This is a genomic window from Clostridium uliginosum (genome assembly GCF_900112485.1).
Taxonomy (GTDB): Bacteria; Bacillota; Clostridia; order Clostridiales; family Clostridiaceae; genus Clostridium; species Clostridium uliginosum.
Genome location: NZ_FOMG01000015.1, coordinates 31,870 through 46,993, shown reverse-complemented (window position 1 = coordinate 46,993; position 15,124 = coordinate 31,870). Strand labels below are relative to the sequence as shown.

The 15,124-nt window shown below is 28.3% G+C and carries 20 protein-coding genes; all 20 read right to left on the bottom strand.

Annotation, left to right across the window (positions count from 1 at the left end; translation table 11 throughout):
• Positions 1-6: 6 nt before the first annotated feature.
• The 20 genes from BM027_RS10765 to efp all read right to left on the bottom strand — a co-directional run bounded on the left by BM027_RS10765 (position 7) and on the right by efp (position 14,872).
• Positions 7-453: an arginine repressor gene (locus BM027_RS10765; RefSeq protein WP_090091631.1), complete on the bottom strand. Its 447-nt coding sequence runs from the start codon at positions 451-453 to the stop codon at positions 7-9.
• Positions 450-1,304 (bottom strand): NAD(+)/NADH kinase, encoded by an 855-nt coding sequence (locus BM027_RS10760; protein WP_090091630.1) that lies wholly within the window; start codon positions 1,302-1,304, stop codon positions 450-452. Before BM027_RS10760 ends, BM027_RS10765 begins: the two co-directional genes overlap by 4 nt.
• A 17-nt stretch (positions 1,305-1,321) precedes the next feature.
• Positions 1,322-2,131: a TlyA family RNA methyltransferase gene (locus BM027_RS10755; protein WP_090091629.1), complete on the bottom strand. Its 810-nt coding sequence runs from the start codon at positions 2,129-2,131 to the stop codon at positions 1,322-1,324.
• Between the two features lie 91 nt (positions 2,132-2,222).
• Positions 2,223-4,076 carry a 1-deoxy-D-xylulose-5-phosphate synthase gene (gene dxs, locus BM027_RS10750; protein ID WP_090091628.1) on the bottom strand — a complete coding sequence of 618 codons (1,854 nt, stop codon included), beginning with the start codon at positions 4,074-4,076 and terminating at the stop codon, positions 2,223-2,225.
• Between the two features lie 17 nt (positions 4,077-4,093).
• Positions 4,094-4,963, bottom strand: coding sequence for a polyprenyl synthetase family protein (locus BM027_RS10745; protein ID WP_090091627.1), 870 nt, complete (start codon positions 4,961-4,963; stop codon positions 4,094-4,096).
• Entirely contained in the window at positions 4,950-5,174 is a 225-nt protein-coding gene (locus BM027_RS10740) for an exodeoxyribonuclease VII small subunit (RefSeq protein ID WP_090091626.1), read from the bottom strand. The genes BM027_RS10745 and BM027_RS10740 overlap by 14 nt, the downstream gene beginning before the upstream one ends.
• Before the next feature lie 13 nt (positions 5,175-5,187).
• Complete coding sequence (gene xseA, locus BM027_RS10735) at positions 5,188-6,387, bottom strand: exodeoxyribonuclease VII large subunit (RefSeq protein WP_090091625.1); 1,200 nt, start codon at positions 6,385-6,387, stop codon at positions 5,188-5,190.
• Positions 6,377-7,225 carry a bifunctional methylenetetrahydrofolate dehydrogenase/methenyltetrahydrofolate cyclohydrolase gene (locus BM027_RS10730; RefSeq protein ID WP_090091624.1) on the bottom strand — a complete coding sequence of 283 codons (849 nt, stop codon included), beginning with the start codon at positions 7,223-7,225 and terminating at the stop codon, positions 6,377-6,379. The genes xseA and BM027_RS10730 overlap by 11 nt, the downstream gene beginning before the upstream one ends.
• Before the next feature lie 17 nt (positions 7,226-7,242).
• Positions 7,243-7,644: a transcription antitermination factor NusB gene (gene nusB / locus BM027_RS10725; protein ID WP_090091623.1), complete on the bottom strand. Its 402-nt coding sequence runs from the start codon at positions 7,642-7,644 to the stop codon at positions 7,243-7,245.
• 131 nt (positions 7,645-7,775) lie between these two features.
• Positions 7,776-8,156, bottom strand: a complete 381-nt coding sequence (locus BM027_RS10720; RefSeq protein WP_090091622.1) for an Asp23/Gls24 family envelope stress response protein — start codon at positions 8,154-8,156, stop codon at positions 7,776-7,778.
• A 130-nt stretch (positions 8,157-8,286) separates the two neighbouring features.
• On the bottom strand, positions 8,287-8,832 hold the full coding sequence (locus BM027_RS10715) for a SpoIIIAH-like family protein (RefSeq protein ID WP_090091621.1): 546 nt from the start codon (positions 8,830-8,832) through the stop codon (positions 8,287-8,289).
• A gap of 39 nt (positions 8,833-8,871) precedes the next feature.
• Entirely contained in the window at positions 8,872-9,492 is a 621-nt protein-coding gene (gene spoIIIAG, locus BM027_RS10710) for a stage III sporulation protein AG (RefSeq protein WP_090091620.1), read from the bottom strand.
• A gap of 11 nt (positions 9,493-9,503) precedes the next feature.
• Positions 9,504-10,100 carry a stage III sporulation protein AF gene (gene spoIIIAF / locus BM027_RS10705; protein WP_090091619.1) on the bottom strand — a complete coding sequence of 199 codons (597 nt, stop codon included), beginning with the start codon at positions 10,098-10,100 and terminating at the stop codon, positions 9,504-9,506.
• Between the two features lie 3 nt (positions 10,101-10,103).
• Positions 10,104-11,360: a stage III sporulation protein AE gene (gene spoIIIAE / locus BM027_RS10700; RefSeq protein WP_090091618.1), complete on the bottom strand. Its 1,257-nt coding sequence runs from the start codon at positions 11,358-11,360 to the stop codon at positions 10,104-10,106.
• 8 nt (positions 11,361-11,368) lie between these two features.
• Positions 11,369-11,752: a stage III sporulation protein AD gene (spoIIIAD, locus tag BM027_RS10695; RefSeq protein WP_090091617.1), complete on the bottom strand. Its 384-nt coding sequence runs from the start codon at positions 11,750-11,752 to the stop codon at positions 11,369-11,371.
• An 8-nt stretch (positions 11,753-11,760) separates the two neighbouring features.
• Positions 11,761-11,958, bottom strand: coding sequence for a stage III sporulation protein AC (gene spoIIIAC / locus BM027_RS10690; RefSeq protein WP_090091616.1), 198 nt, complete (start codon positions 11,956-11,958; stop codon positions 11,761-11,763).
• 13 nt (positions 11,959-11,971) lie between these two features.
• Positions 11,972-12,490: a stage III sporulation protein SpoIIIAB gene (gene spoIIIAB / locus BM027_RS10685; protein WP_090091615.1), complete on the bottom strand. Its 519-nt coding sequence runs from the start codon at positions 12,488-12,490 to the stop codon at positions 11,972-11,974.
• A complete protein-coding gene (spoIIIAA, locus tag BM027_RS10680) occupies positions 12,478-13,398 on the bottom strand; it encodes a stage III sporulation protein AA (protein WP_090091614.1) in 921 nt (306 codons plus the stop codon). The genes spoIIIAB and spoIIIAA overlap by 13 nt, the downstream gene beginning before the upstream one ends.
• 263 nt (positions 13,399-13,661) lie before the next feature.
• Complete coding sequence (locus BM027_RS10675) at positions 13,662-14,030, bottom strand: CD1247 N-terminal domain-containing protein (protein ID WP_090091613.1); 369 nt, start codon at positions 14,028-14,030, stop codon at positions 13,662-13,664.
• A gap of 284 nt (positions 14,031-14,314) precedes the next feature.
• Positions 14,315-14,872, bottom strand: coding sequence for an elongation factor P (gene efp / locus BM027_RS10670; protein WP_090091612.1), 558 nt, complete (start codon positions 14,870-14,872; stop codon positions 14,315-14,317).
• Between the last annotated feature and the right edge of the window lie 252 nt (positions 14,873-15,124).

Here is a 15,124-nt window from a genome sequence, read left to right as displayed (position 1 = left end):
CTATAATCATATTCTCTTTCTTATTTTTGATACTAATTCTTCAGCCTTTTCTAAACTTCTAACTAAAATAAATATTGTATTATCTCCTGCTACGGTGCCTGCTATATCAGAACCTTCTAAATTATCTATAGCTTCCGCTGCTGCAGATCCTGAACCACTTATTGTTTTAATGACAACCATTTTATCTATGTTTTCTACACTTATAACTGTATTGGATAAAATATTGCTTAATCTATCAACTATATTTCTTTCTTCCCCTGAAGATACAACATACTTAGATTTACCTGATTGAGCTTGAACTTTAATAAGTTTTAAAGTTTTAATATCTCTTGAAACTGTAGCTTGAGTTATATCAAAGCCTTGTGATTTTAATTCTTCTGCTAATTCTTCTTGAGTTTCTACTTCTTTAGATGATATAATTTCTAATATTTTTGTATGCCTTTTTGATTTCAAAATTTCTCACCATCACATTCTTTAGAATTATTTAAAACCTTTTTTCTTATTACTTTGAAATAATCATAATCATTAAATAAAAGTAATTTTATTGACTTAGTATTTTTCTTTACTGTAATTAAAGCCTTGTCATTCATTTCAATAGCTTTTTGACCATCTACTGTTAAATAAATTTCGTCATCTTCGTTTTCTACCATTATTGTAATAATGCTCTCACCTTTTAGAACTATAGTATGCATACTTTTTGTATGTGCACATATTGGTGTTATGGTAATGACCTCTAAATCTGGATATATAAATGGTCCTCCTGCTGAAAATGAATATGCAGTTGATCCAGTAGGTGTTGATATAATAAGTCCATCACCCTTAAATATTGAATATAATTTTCCATCAACAAATATTTTAAACTTTACCATTCTAGATAGTGTGCCTCGTGCAACAACTACTTCATTTAATGCTTTAAGTTCCTTTTTAGATTCTTCTAAATTGACTTCACAGTTTAACATCATTCTTTCTTGAATTTTACAGTCTCCTGCTTTAATCTTTTTTAATGCAGAATCTAAATCTGATATTTCAGTACTTGATAAGAATCCTAAATTCCCTATATTTACTCCAAGTATTGGTGCATTAAAATTATCACTTAGTTCTCTTGCTGCTCCAAGTAACGTTCCATCTCCACCTAAAATAATAAGTAAATCTAAGGAACTTAAGTCTAATTCTTTTATATCAAAACTATTATATATTGGAATATATTCAATGTTAAATACTTGTTTAACATTTTCTATAACCATATTTAAAATAGTATTTTTATTATCTTTTGATGGATTTATTGCAATACCTATATTTTCCATAACCCCTCCAAAAACATTTAAAGTTGTATATGAGAGGCTTCTATCACCTCATCTACATCTTGCATTTTAAAATTGCTTTCTTTCTCATTATCCTTTGTAAAGTAAACTAAATATTCTCTATTACCTTCTGGTCCTTTAATTGGAGAATATCCTACCCCTAAAATATTCAATTCTTTCTCTTTAAGGAAATCTATAATTCCATAAACAACTTCTTTATGAGTACTAATTTCTCGAACAACGCCTTTTTTTCCTACTTTTTCACGTCCTGCTTCAAACTGAGGTTTTATTAGTGCAACTACTTCTCCATCACTTTTTAATAATGATAGTGTTGCTGGCATTATTTTCTTTAATGATATAAATGATACATCTATTGATGCAAAATCTAAAGCCTGACCTATATCCTCTGGAGTAACATATCTTATATTAGTTCTTTCCATACATACTACTCTTTCATCAGTCCTTAGCTTCCATGCAAATTGTCCATATCCAACATCTACTGAGAATACCTTTATTGCTCCATTTTGAAGCATACAATCTGTAAATCCTCCTGTAGAGGCTCCTATATCCATACATACTTTCCCTTCTAAGGAAATATCATAAGACTTCATTGCCTTTTCTAATTTTAGTCCACCTCTGCTAACATATGGAAGAGTTTCTCCTCTATATTCTATATCAGCTTCGTAACTTATCTTTTCTCCTGCTTTATCAACTCTTTGACCATCTATAAATACTTTGCCTTCCATAATGCAAGCTTTTGCTCTTTCTCTGGAATTAATTATACCTTTTTCTACTAAAAGTAAATCAAGTCTTTGCTTTTTTCCCGCCATGTATTCTTCTCCTTTTAATTATAAGGCACATGAAAGAAAATAATTGATCAAAGATGCGTCGTATATTTGTCAATTATTTTTTTGAATGTGCCTAAAGTTTTATGACAGCATCACTTATGCTTTGAGGATCTAATCCATATTCCTTATAAAGTATATCAACACTTCCTTGTGGAATAAACTCATCTTTATATCCTAATAATTTAATATTGCCTTTATAATTTATATCATTTAAGGATTGTAAAATTGATGATCCTAATCCTCCTGCTAAACTATTATCTTCTATAGTTAAAATATTATATCCTTCGTCTTTAAGTTTTTGTAACATTTTTTTATCTATTGGTTTTATAAATGTTGCATTTATTATTTTAGGATTTAGGTTTTTATCTTTTAACAATTCTTTTGCTAAAATTGCATGTTGTACCATTTTTCCACTTGCAATAATACAAACATCAGTTCCTTCACTTATTACTTCCCATACGCCTTCTTTTATTTCCTTTAAAGGTGTCATATAATCAATTATATCCGCTCCTCTTGGATATCTTATCGCAACTGGAGCATTTTTTTGAATTGCCCATTTTAAAAGAAGAGGCATCTCTTCTACACATTTAGGTGCAACTATACTTATATTAGGTATCATTGATAAATAAGATATATCTATAATTCCTTGATGAGTTTCTCCGTCGTCTCCAACTATACCACATCTATCTATTGCAAATATAACTGGTAAATTTTGCATGCAAACATCATGAAAAACTTGATCAAAACCTCTTTGCAAGAAAGTTGAGTACACTGCAAAAACCGGTTTCAAGCCATTACTTGCCATTCCTGCCGCGAGTGTTACTGCATGTTGCTCTGCTATTCCTACATCAAAAAATCTCTCAGGAAACTTGCTTGCAAAGTTTTTAAGGCCAGTTCCATCCGGCATTGCTGCTGTTATTGCTACAATATCTTTATGCTTATCACTAATATCTACTAAAGCTTCTCCAAATGCCTTTGAATAAGTAGTTTTAGAAGATATCCTTGACTCTCCACTTTCTAAATCAAATGGTCCAACTCCATGATATTTTGATGGGCTTTGTTCTGCTAAAGCGTATCCTTTTCCCTTTTTAGTTATTGTATGTATTATAACTGGGCCTTCTATATCTTTAACTTTAGTAAATACTTCAGTCATTGACTTTATATCATGACCATCAATTGGTCCTATATACTTAACTCCCATATTTTCAAAAAACATTGAAGGTACAACTAATTGCTTTATGCTATCTTTTACTTTTGACATCTTATAAGCTATGTTTTTACCTAAATTTGATGAATTTAAAGATGTATGTATATCAGCTTTTAATTTATTATATCTTGGTTCCATCCTTAACTTATTTAAATATCTTGAAAGACCTCCAACATTTAGAGAAATTGACATCTGATTATCATTTAAAATTATAACTATTTTTGTTTTTCTAAAACCTGCATCATTTAAAGCTTCAAGTGCCATTCCACCTGTTAAAGCTCCATCACCAATAACTGCAATAACATTATAGTTTTCATTTTTCAAATCTCTCGCTCTTGCAATCCCAAGTGCTGCTGATATTGATGTACTACTATGACCTGTATCAAAAGAATCATACTTACTTTCATTTCTTTTTGGGAAACCACTAAGTCCATTAAATTGTCTAAGATTTTTAAACCCTTCTTTTCTTCCTGTTAAAATCTTATATACATAACTTTGATGTCCTACGTCCCAAACTATTTTATCCCTATTAAAATCGAAAGCTTTAAAAAGACTAAGTGTAAGCTCAACCACACCTAAATTAGATGATAAATGACCTCCTGTCTTTGAAACGCTATCTATTAAAAACATTCTAATTTCTTTACTTAATATTTTCATCTTGTTTTCATTCATATTTTTTAAATCTTCTGGGAAGTTTAAACTATCTATTAATGACTTCATAACAACCATTCCCTTTTTTAGTTTTGTCTGTTTAAAAGGCTATATGTTAACTCCTTTAAAGAACTTGCATCTACTGTTAATCTATTTAAAATTTCTATGCATTCTTCTGTTAATTGCTTGCATAGTTCTTCGCACTTTTCTACCCCATAAACAGTTATGAAATTAGTTTTATTTAATTCTTCATCTCTGTGAGGATTTTTTCCTAGCTGTTTACATGATCCTGTTATATCTAATATATCATCTTTTATCTGAAAGGCTAAGCCTAATTTTTTTCCATACTTATCTAAAGCTTCTAAATCATCATCTGGTGCATTAGCTAAAATACCTCCTGCTACCACTGAAGCCTTAATTAATTCTCCTGTTTTCTTTGTATGCATATATTCTAATTGTTCTTTTGATATTTTCTTACCTTCACTTAAAATATCAACCACTTGACCACCTATCATACCTTCAGCACCTGATGCTGTAGCAATTTCATAAGAAGCTTTTAGTGAATTCTCGCCTAAAGTTAATGACTGTTTCATAAGTAATACCATAGCTTCATTTAATAATGCATCTCCTGCTAAAACAGCCATATTTTCTCCAAATACCTTATGATTTGTTGGTTTTCCTCTTCTTAGATCATCATCATCCATGCATGGTAAATCATCATGGATTAAAGAATATGTGTGAATCATTTCTATTGCTGCTGCCATAGGCATTACTTTTTTTGTATCTTCTTTATATATATCATATGTTAAAGAAAATAGCAGTGGACGTATTCTCTTTCCACCTATATTTATACTATAGCTAGCTGCTTCATATATAGTTTTATTATAAGAATCTTTTTCATTAAAATATTCTTTTAAATAGTTGTCTATTGTATTTTTTAAATTATTTATCTCCATCTTGTTTGTCAAACTCCACTTCTTTTTCATCCTTGATTATAGAAATCTTCCCTTCATATGAATTAAGAGTCTTATAAAGCTTATTTACAAGCTTTACGCCATCTTCATAAGCTTTCATGCCCTCTTCAAGACTCAATCCCTCTTGTTCTAAATTATTTAATATTTCTTGAAGGTTAAGTAACATTTCTTCATAGCTTTCTTTTTTCGCCATATCTTTAAGCTCCTTACTTAGTAGGTATAAAATTTCCCTTTACTATTCCATCTTTAAGAGAAATTTTTAAATTTGTTTCATCACTTAATTGAGATGTACTTGTAATTAAAATATTATTTTCATCCTCTATTATAGCATAACCTTTATTAAGTACTTTTACAGGATTATTAGCAGATAGTAGACTATTTAATCCTTCTATATTTTGCTTCTCTCTTTTAATTCTTGCACTTATTATAAAATTTAATCTATCTTTTAATTTATCTACTTCTAAATATGAATTTACTATTTTAGACATTGGTGAATGTAATTTCAAAATTCTTTCATTTGACATTAACTCATTTTTACAATGTACTATTTTATCCTGAATCTTCATATCTAAAGTTCTTGATATATCATAAATTTTATCATTTATATCACTTAAAAGTGGAACTGATATTTCAGCTGCTTGAGACGGCGTTGCTGCTCTAAAATCGGCTACAAAATCTGAAATAGTGAAATCTACTTCATGACCAACTGCTGAAATAATAGGAATTTTAGAATTAAATATAGCCATAGCTACATCTTCTTCATTAAAGTTCCATAATTCTTCTATGGAACCTCCACCTCTACCTACTATTATTAAATCAACATTTTTTTTCTTATTAAAGTATTCAATTCCTTTAATAATTTCTTTATAAGCACCTTCTCCTTGAACTTTAGCAGGATATAATACTATGTCTACTAAGCTATTTCTTCTTGTAGTCACATTTATAATATCTCTTATTACAGCTCCAGTTTCAGAGGTTACAACTCCTATTTTCTTAGCATATTTAGGTAGTTCTTTCTTATACTCTTCATCAAAATATCCACATTTAGATAATTTGTCTTTAAGAGCCTCGAATTTAATAAATAGTTCGCCTTGACCTTCTTTTTTTATTTCATCACAATAAAGTTGAAAGCTACCAGTAGCAGGATAAAGCGATGCTCTACCTTTAATTATAACTTCCATTCCATCTTGTAATGATATATCTAAAAGGCTAGCTTTACTTTTAAACATTACGCAATTTATTTTTCCATTGTTATCCTTAAGAGAAAAATAAATGTGGCCACTACTATGGAACTTTAAATTAGAAATCTCTCCTTTTACAGAGAGATTATTTAAAATAAAGTCGCTATCCATTACTTTCTTTATATAATTTGTTAAATCTGAAACAGTTAACGTCTTAATCCTCATATTCCTTTAAAGCCTCACATGAATTTTTTATTAAAAGAGTAGTAGTTAAAGCTCCAACTCCACCTGGTACTGGAGTTAAGAAAGATGCTTTATTTATTACCTTATCGAAATCTACATCTCCAGTTATCTTTCCTTCAAATGATGAAGTTCCAACATCAATAACTATTGCACCCTCTTTTACATAATCTTCATTTATAAATTTTGGTCTTCCTATTGCAACTACTAATATATCGGCTCTACTGCAAACTTCTTTTAAGTCCTTTGTTTTAGAATGACATATTGTAACTGTAGCATTTTCGTTTAATAACAGTTGTGCCACTGGCTTTCCTACTATATTACTTCTTCCAAGAACAACTACTTCTTTACCTGAAATATCTACATTTAAACTTTTAATTAAAGTAACAACAGAATTAGGAGTACAAGGTATAAAACCTTTTTCTCCCATATATAGTTTGCCTTGACTTTCAAAAGTAAGACAATCTATATCCTTATGTATACATATTTCTTTTATTATTTTCTTTTCATCTAAGTGCTTAGGTAAAGGTAATTGAATTATTATCCCTTGAACATCATCATCGTTATTTAATTTATGAATTTCATCAATAACGTCTTTATCATTGCATTTTTCTTCTAATACAACCTTCAAAAAACCAACGCCAAGTGACATAGCTACCTTTTCTTGACTTCCCATATAATAAATTGATCCGCCATCATTTCCAACTAGTATGGAAGCAACTTTAGGTATCTTTAAACCACTATTATTTCTTTTTTCAACAAAAGATTTAATATCTTCTTTTACCTTAAGTGACACTTCTTTTCCATTTATAATTTGCCCCATTTACAATCCGCCCCTTTTTATTTTTTTAGAATATTATCTAATACTGCATTAATAAATGATACACTTTTTTCATCAGAATATTTTTTTGCTATTTCTAATGCTTCATTTATAGCCACCCTATTTGGGACTTCTTCATTATATTCTATCTCATAGACTGCTAATTTTAAAATACATAAGTTGATTTTTGATATTCTGCCTATTTTCCAATTATGTAAATTTGCTGATATCGCTTCATCGATTTTCTCTTTATTGTATTCCACACCTATTAATATTCTCTTTATGTAAGTTAAATCTAATTCTTTTATGTCTCCTTCATAATTATCTATGAAATTTTCTAATGTTTCTTCACAATTGTCCGCATTTAAACTCATTCCAAATAATAATTCCATTGCTTTTTCTCTTGATAATTTTCTATTCATATAGTCCTCCTGATATTTATGTTATTTCTATTATTCCTACATTTTGTCTTTTATAAACATTTTTAAGCATTATAAACAAAATAATACCTAACATGGAAACACCCTCTGAAATTCAGAGGGTGAAATTAAAACTAATTAGATTCACATTCTTCTTTTTTAGGCAAGTAAATGTTTTGAACATATACATTAACAGCCTCTACTTGTAAACCAGTCATAGCTTCTACAGTTCTCTTTACATTTTCTTGAACTTGTGAAACTACATCCATGATTTTTATACCATACTCAACGCTTAAACTCATCTCTATAGTCGCTCTATCCTCTATTAAAGTAACCTTAGTTGACTTTCCTGGAGATTTTTTTCCTTTTAGAATACTTGATAAGTTATTTGAAACACCTACTTGGTAATCACTAACGCCTTCAATTTCTTGTGCTGCAATACCAGCAATAACGCTTACCACCTCATCGGATATTTTTACAACTCCAACATTTTCTTCATTGTTGAAATCTTCCATGCTCTTCACCCTCCTAGGTTTTGTAATAACAAAACATGTTAATCTTAGGTTTATTATATCAAATATGATTTAACATTACAATTAGTCATATAAAATAAAATAACAAGTCGAATATTTAATGGATATTATGTTATTTTTCAACTTGTATTATTACATCTTTAATTTTTGATACATTTTGAACTATTTCTTGAATAGCAACACTATCTTTTTCTGCAAGTTGATCTTGAGATTTAACTATTACTGTTGCTTTATTAGAGTCTAAAGTACATAAAACATCTTCATATCCTTTATTTTTTACGTTTAATTCTATTCTGCCTTCATTATCTGTATTCATAGTCTTTTGAGTTAACTCTTTTGTTGCATCTTCTTTTCTTTCTTTAGATGTATTTGAGTCATCTATTATAGCTTTTAAATTTTGAACTGTTGATGAATCGTGTTGTTCCCTTAGACTCTTTGATTGATAAAAACCTTCTTGTTGGCTTAATGCTGCTTTCTCTCCTTTATTATCTGCTACCTTTCCATTTTCTTTAGTAGTGTTTATATTTTCAGTTGATAGTACTTGACTTAAGTCTGTTGGATCATTTAACCCCCCAGTATTAAGTTTTGCTGCTAGCACCCCTACACATAATATTAATGCTAGTAATGTGAAAATTATTCCCAATTGTTTCCTTTTCATAATATTTCTCCTCCCATCCTTTTTCTATAAAATTATATGCTACTTCTTCATAGGATATACATTAACCTTATCTAAAGTTAAGTTATATAACTTTGAAATTGCTTGCTCAATACTATATTTTGTTTTACCATTTTCAGCACCTTCTACAACCACAACAACGCCTGTAACTTTAGGTTTATATGTCCTTAATATAAAAGGTTCATTATTACCATCACTATTAGTCATAACTACCTTTGAACCATCATTTTGTTGATTGTTTACTCTCTTTCCGCCTTCATTATCAGTCTCTTCTGTAGTTGATGTTTGAGCAGTAGTATCATAAGCTGGCACTTTTTCTTCTCCACTTTCAAATGAAATCATTACGTCAACATCTCCTACACCGTCCATCTTCTTTAATATATTTTTTAAATCAACTTTTTGTTTTTCCTCATAATTTTTTTGTTCACTAAGTTTACTGCTCACAGTATTAGTATTATTATCTTCTTTGTTTAAAGATGTACTTTGATCATTTTTAGGTTTATTTAAATAAATATTTTTAGGCATTAATACATTTATTGCTACAAGTATAAAAGCTAAAACTAAGCATACTGAAATAAGACTACTTAATTTTTTTTCAGATAGTATTTTTTTTATCTGTTTCTTAAACTTATTTTTATCCATTCACTCATCTCCTATTCCTCTATTTCATATACTTCTATTTTCTCTTTAGGAATATTTAATTGTTCACATACAAAATTAACTACTTCTTTATACTGATTATTTTCTTGCTTTTCTTGCTTTTCATTACTTTGATTTTTGATTTTTATTTTCTTTATTTTTTTTATATCTTTATCACTTATACCAATTTCTATTTTTTTTATATCCAAACTCATATCTGTAAAATCAACTGTACAATCCACTTCACTTTTAAAGTTCTTATCTGGATATTTATTTTTAAGTAAACTATCACAATTTTTATTAAAATTATCTATAAATGTTTGTTTGCTAATATCATTATTATATTTTTCTAAAGTACCACTATCACTGTTATTTATTTTATTATCATATTTAGAAACTACATCTTGATAGTCGCTAATGCTAACAAATACATTTTCTTTTCCCTTAGAAATAAGCTCTACTATTGGATTTAAGATTACGGTTATTAATATTAATCCTAATATAAACTTTAGATATTTTTTCATATTATTATTAGGAGCTATAAGTTCTACTGCCGTTATAAATATAAGGGCAGTTACTAAATTTGTTACCAATCCTTTTAATATTTCCATAATCTAACCTCCAACTACAAACATACCAGATGATGCAATGATCGCTATTAAAATAAAAAACATTAAACTTACACTAAGTACACAAGATATAATAAGTATCATTGAATCACCTGCTGCTGCTACTGAGTTAGTTATCCTTGAGTCACTTATAGGCTCTATAAGTGCAGCTGCTAATTTATATATAAGTGCCATAAGCACCAACTTAATTATCGGATATAGAAGTATTAAAATAATAACAACTAATCCTATTGAACTTATTGCATTCTTAATTATTAATGAATATCCTGCAACTGATGCAATAGCATCTGAGAATGTTTTTCCAACAATAGGCACAAAATTATCTATAGCAAATTTTGCTGTCTTTAAGGTTACAGCATCTATTGTCTTTGATGTAATTCCTCTTATTGTAAGGAGCCCTATAAAAACAGTAATTATAATCCCCTGCATCCATAATATACATTGTTTTAAAAGTTTACATAAGTTGGTTATTTTATGTTCAGTAGAAAGATTATTTGCAAATTCTAATACAAAGCCCATTAAAATAAGTGGAATTATAATATTTGAGTATATTCTAGGTATAAATATAACTCCAGCAAAGACAATTGGATCTAAAGTTGCAGCTTGAGTCATTCCACCTGCTACACCTATCATTGTTATAAGTACTGGTAATAATGCAGCCATAAAATCTGAAATATTAGTTATCACTTCTCTTGCAACTGAAATAGATATAATAAAACTTTTTGATAAAACCATAATAATCAAAGCATAACAAGCATAAAAAGCTATTTCTGATATACTATCATTTGAAAATGCATTTTGAAGACTTTTAATCAGCGAACAAATTATAACTATTGTAACTATTGAGATTACAAGTTTTAATACACTTCTAACCTCTTTAAAAACAATACTAAGTACTCCTTTACTGACTGATCCTATTGAAATATTTCCTTTTCCAGTCTTAATGTACTCTTTTATATATTGTATGGGATCTAAATCATTCATAAGTTCTACATCAGTCTTCATCTTATTTATATAATCGTATAAACAATCGATTTTTCCTTTGGTATTGCCATCTAGTTTATCTATATTAACTTCATTATCTGAAGATTGATTGCTTTGCGTTTTATTATTTCTACTAATACTTACATTGTTTAACTCTGCTCCATAGGCTCTGTTACTATCTGCAAACACACAGCTTCCTATGGTAATAATCATAATGTTTATTAATAAACCTATTGTAAATCTTTTTATTATATTCATAATTACACCTACATTATCTGTAAAATAGAATTTAATACAGCCATAAGTATTGGAATTGCAAGAACTAAAATCATTATCTTTCCTGAGAATTCTACCTTTGTAGCTATACTTGAAACTCCTGCATCCTTACATAATTCACTAGTAAAAGATGCTAAATATGCTATCGCTAAAATTTTTAATATAATGCCAATATATACTGTGTCTATATTAGCCTTGTCTGCTACAGTTCTTAAAAAGATAATTATTTCTTGTAATTGACCTACCATTAAAAGCAATATTAGAGCACCTACAGCTAAAGAAATAAAAGTAGCCATTCCAATTTTAGTATTTTGAAATATCAAAGTTAGAAATAATCCAATAAAAGCTAAAGATACAACCTTTACTATCAACATAAAATCACCTACATCACAAACATTGTTTTTACTGTGTTAAACAAATCTCCTATAAGAGAAACTATCATTAACAAAATTATTACTGTTCCTGCAATATTTGTGATAGCTGCAACATCTCCCTTTCCACTGCTAGTTAGAACTTTATCTAGTACTACAAGTAATATTCCAGCTCCTCCAATTTTAAAAAGAATGCTTATATCATGCATAAATATCCCTCCTCTAAATTAAAAATATTGTAAGCATTGCTCCAACACATATGCCAAGACATCTATAAACCTTTATGTTTTTTCTTGAGATATCCTCTGCTTCTTTTAAATTTATCTTTATGTTTTCAATAGCTAAATTAAATATTTTTTCTTGTCCAAAAACTCCTGACTCTCCTAAAGATTTTAAAAAATCTCCTATTATTCTTTTATCACTTTGTGATAAATAAAATTTTTCTTCTAAAAGCATAAATTCTTCATTAAAGGCTTGATATACGCTTTTAACGTTTCCTTGTATTAATTTTTTATTAGTCTTATCTAAAATTTCATCTAAAGGTGAGTTAACTTTAACTTTAAGTGTTTCCAATGCCTCTGGCAAAGGTGTGCTTCCATATATAATTTCATTTTGAAGAATTATCAAAGCTTTTAAAATTTCCTTAACCTCATCACATCTTTTTCTAAATGTTTCTCCATACATAAAGCCTATATATGAGCTAGTTACAAATAACATGGAGATAAGTATTAATTTAAACATACTCTCTCTTCTCCTTTTAATGCATAAACTTTTTCAATAGTTCCAACTCCATTTCTCGAACTTAATGTAATTATCCTTTCAAGTATTTGATTGTCAATAAGGTCCTTAAAAACCTTACGCTTATAAAGATCTTCAATTGTAAAACCATGAATTGTTGTAATTATATTTACTCCAGAATTAAATGCCATAAGTAATGCCTCCACATCTCCTCTTGTACCAATTTCATCACAAATTAATACCTCAGGAGAGAGGCTTCTTATTGACATAATCATGCCTTCTCTTTTTAAACAATTATCTAATACATCAGTTCTAATTCCTAAATTGCTTTGAGGAACTCCAAAATAGCAAGCTCCTATTTCGCTTCTTTCATCTATTACTGAAACTTTTTTTCCTTGCAAAGATATTGATTGCATTCCATCTGATATATTTCTAGCTATGTCTCTTAAAATAGTTGTCTTACCACACTTAGGTGGAGAAATAATCATAGTGTTATAAATTCTATTTTTTGAAGTTATATATTTCATAACTTTATTTGAACATCCTATGATTTCTCTACAAAACCTAACATTTATAGAAGATATGTTTCTTATAGTCTTAACTCTTCCTTCTGACATAACACATTCTCCTGCTATACCAATTCTATGACCACCTTTAATTGTTATGAAACCTTGTTTTATATCTTCTTCATAAGCATATAAAGAGTAATTTGAGATCTTTTGAACTATGCTTTTCAATTCATCTTTAGATGGAATATAATCTATGATTGATTCACCTATATTTGAGTAAACTAAAATTGGTTTTCCTATTTTAATTCTTATCTCATAAAACTGCTCTTTTTTAGATTTTTCTTTAAATAAGCTAACTATATTACTCGGGAAAATATTCAAAACTTCATTTTCATCTTTCATCTCACTTCCTCCTCTATTGTTTTTCTTAATTTATTAATATTGATTTCAGAATGAAAATATTACTTTTACAGAAAAAAAAGATATGTAAATTTAAAATTACATACCTTTTGTATCAATTTAAAAATGTTCATAAGCTTAGCTATAGCTTTTATACATGCAAAAAAGCCATAGCTAAAAGCTATGGCAAAAAATATTTTCTTATACTTTAGACATTTTTAAATAAAACATATTGACTTATTATTTATTTTAATATGCCTAAATAATTAGTTAGCCTTAATATTTTTATTACAATATGGACATGGAATTTCGCTATTATTTTTTAAAGTTGATTGTTCAGCAAAAATTGTATTACCACAATGACAACAACTAACTTCTGTATATTCTTGTTCCATATCACTCAATTCATCTATGGACACTTCTTCAAAAAGTTCATCTTGAATATCTGTTAAATCATTATCCATAAATTTAATATTCTCTTCCATGGTTTCTTGATTCACAGTTAGTTCTTCTAATTTATCATTCATTGCTTCTAAAATAGAAACTAAAGAAGTAAAACAACTTTTATATTCTTTAGTTTCCACATTAGATAAATTTAACTTTAAATCTTCAATTTGACTTTTAAGCTCTTCCATATCTATTCACTTCCTTTTATAAGACATATTAAATAAAATAACGAATCAAATATATTATGTATATTTTGTGTAAGACAAGGATATATGTTTTGCTAATAGTTTATCTATTAGGTAAGCATTCCAACGTGGTATAACACAAAATATACTAGCCATACTGACTTGTTGTTTTTTAATATGCTTAAAATTAAAGTTGCTAAGCAATAAACTTAGCAACTTAGGCAATGAAAGAAAATAATAAACAATCATACTAATCTATTATTTTTTCAATATGCCTTATAAGAGTTTTAAACTCTTTCCATGTAATCTCCAGTTCTAGTATCTATTCTTATAACATCACCATCACTAACAAACATAGGAACATTTACTATAGCTCCTGTTTCAACAGTAGCTGGCTTTAATGTATTAGTCGCTGTATTTCCTTTAACTCCTGGTTCAGTATATGTTATTTGTAATTCAACAAAATTTGGTGCTTCTACTGAGAAAGCACTTCCTTTGAAGAATTTTATTACTGCAAACATATTTTCTTTTAAGAATTTTATTGCATCTTCAACTTTTTCTGCATTTAAAGGAATTTGTTCAAAAGTTTCTTGATCCATAAAGTAATATAATTCTCCGTCTGAATAAAGATATTGCATTTCTTTTCTCTCTATTACAGCCTCTTGTAATTTTTCAGTTGGGTTAAATGTTCTATCTACAACTCCTCCTGAAATTACATTTCTAAGCTTTGTTCTTACGAATGCAGCTCCTTTACCTGGTTTAACATGTAAAAAATCTGTAACTGTAAACACTTGTCCATCGAACTCAAAAGTTACACCTTTTCTTAAGTCTCCTGCTGATATCATTAAATATCCCTCCAAAATTTATAGAATAATTACAATCTAAATTTATGCTTTAGGCACATTTTTGAATGTACCTTAGATATTATTAAAGTTCAAATGTTATAAACTTCGACATAACAATGATATTTTATCAAAAGAAAGTAATAATTGCAATTATTTATCTATATTTTACATAAAAAAAGTCTAAATTTTTTCATAAATTTTAGATATTTTTCTTCATTTAGACATTAAAAAAATAACGTTCCAAAATGCCTT

Excerpts from the sequence above, each read along its gene's own strand:
- spoIIIAF (WP_090091619.1), bottom strand. The coding sequence starts at position 10,100 with ATGGAAATATTAAAAGGATTGGTAACAAATTTAGTAACTGCCCTTATA.
- BM027_RS10730 (WP_090091624.1), bottom strand. The coding sequence starts at position 7,225 with ATGGGGCAAATTATAAATGGAAAAGAAGTGTCACTTAAGGTAAAAGAA.
- nusB (WP_090091623.1), bottom strand. The coding sequence starts at position 7,644 with ATGAATAGAAAATTATCAAGAGAAAAAGCAATGGAATTATTATTTGGA.
- dxs (WP_090091628.1), bottom strand. The coding sequence starts at position 4,076 with ATGAAGTCATTAATAGATAGTTTAAACTTCCCAGAAGATTTAAAAAAT.
- BM027_RS10715 (WP_090091621.1), bottom strand. The coding sequence starts at position 8,832 with ATGAAAAGGAAACAATTGGGAATAATTTTCACATTACTAGCATTAATA.
- spoIIIAC (WP_090091616.1), bottom strand. The coding sequence starts at position 11,958 with ATGCATGATATAAGCATTCTTTTTAAAATTGGAGGAGCTGGAATATTA.
- efp (WP_090091612.1), bottom strand. The coding sequence starts at position 14,872 with ATGATATCAGCAGGAGACTTAAGAAAAGGTGTAACTTTTGAGTTCGAT.
- BM027_RS10745 (WP_090091627.1), bottom strand. The coding sequence starts at position 4,963 with ATGGAGATAAATAATTTAAAAAATACAATAGACAACTATTTAAAAGAA.
- spoIIIAB (WP_090091615.1), bottom strand. The coding sequence starts at position 12,490 with ATGTTTAAATTAATACTTATCTCCATGTTATTTGTAACTAGCTCATAT.
- spoIIIAE (WP_090091618.1), bottom strand. The coding sequence starts at position 11,360 with ATGAATATAATAAAAAGATTTACAATAGGTTTATTAATAAACATTATG.
- BM027_RS10740 (WP_090091626.1), bottom strand. The coding sequence starts at position 5,174 with ATGGCGAAAAAAGAAAGCTATGAAGAAATGTTACTTAACCTTCAAGAA.
- BM027_RS10760 (WP_090091630.1), bottom strand. The coding sequence starts at position 1,304 with ATGGAAAATATAGGTATTGCAATAAATCCATCAAAAGATAATAAAAAT.
- BM027_RS10720 (WP_090091622.1), bottom strand. The coding sequence starts at position 8,156 with ATGGAAGATTTCAACAATGAAGAAAATGTTGGAGTTGTAAAAATATCC.
- BM027_RS10755 (WP_090091629.1), bottom strand. The coding sequence starts at position 2,131 with ATGGCGGGAAAAAAGCAAAGACTTGATTTACTTTTAGTAGAAAAAGGT.
- spoIIIAA (WP_090091614.1), bottom strand. The coding sequence starts at position 13,398 with ATGAAAGATGAAAATGAAGTTTTGAATATTTTCCCGAGTAATATAGTT.
- xseA (WP_090091625.1), bottom strand. The coding sequence starts at position 6,387 with ATGAGGATTAAGACGTTAACTGTTTCAGATTTAACAAATTATATAAAG.
- BM027_RS10675 (WP_090091613.1), bottom strand. The coding sequence starts at position 14,030 with ATGGAAGAGCTTAAAAGTCAAATTGAAGATTTAAAGTTAAATTTATCT.
- spoIIIAG (WP_090091620.1), bottom strand. The coding sequence starts at position 9,492 with ATGGATAAAAATAAGTTTAAGAAACAGATAAAAAAAATACTATCTGAA.
- spoIIIAD (WP_090091617.1), bottom strand. The coding sequence starts at position 11,752 with ATGTTGATAGTAAAGGTTGTATCTTTAGCTTTTATTGGATTATTTCTA.